Genomic DNA, 390 nt, shown 5'->3' with positions numbered 1-390 from the left:
GTCCGTGTCAGTCGCACCCGGCACCACAGCATTCACGCGGATACCTGCGGGAGCCGCGTCCAATGCGGCTGCGCGCACGAACGCGGAGATCCCGCCCTTGGAGGCCCCGTAGGCGGTATTGGATCCGCCTGCGAAGCCAACGAACGCTGACGGCGACGAGACGCAGACGAGCGACCCTCCGCTCAGCACGACGCCAGTAGCGCAGCGCCGAACGCGCCGTCAGGAACGTCCCTTTCAGATTGACGGCCATGACCCGATCCCAGTCGTCCACGCTCGCGTCGAACAGGGACTCGCTCACTTCGACACCCGCGTTGGCCACAACTCCCTAAATCATGTTAAGCCCGGATTCTACTTTTTCCAACGCACCGAAGAAAGGGGAAGAGGAGCTGA

At 63.3% G+C, this 390-nt stretch carries 1 protein-coding gene and 1 pseudogene; both read right to left on the bottom strand.

Going from position 1 to position 390, the window contains the following annotated elements:
* On the bottom strand, positions 1 to 189 hold a 189-nt coding region (locus SOP95_RS32345), incomplete at its 3' end, for an SDR family oxidoreductase (RefSeq protein WP_442967813.1).
* Positions 190 to 196: 7 nt separating this feature from the next.
* Positions 197 to 319 (bottom strand): annotated as a pseudogene (locus tag SOP95_RS32340) (SDR family NAD(P)-dependent oxidoreductase); the annotation flags it as partial.
* Between the last annotated feature and the right edge of the window lie 71 nt (positions 320 to 390).

Origin of the sequence: Pseudomonas sp. YuFO8 (genome assembly GCF_035065025.1) — a bacterium.
Classification (GTDB): Bacteria; Pseudomonadota; Gammaproteobacteria; order Pseudomonadales; family Pseudomonadaceae; genus Aquipseudomonas; species Aquipseudomonas putida_AE.
This window is presented reverse-complemented; position numbering and strand designations above follow the sequence as displayed.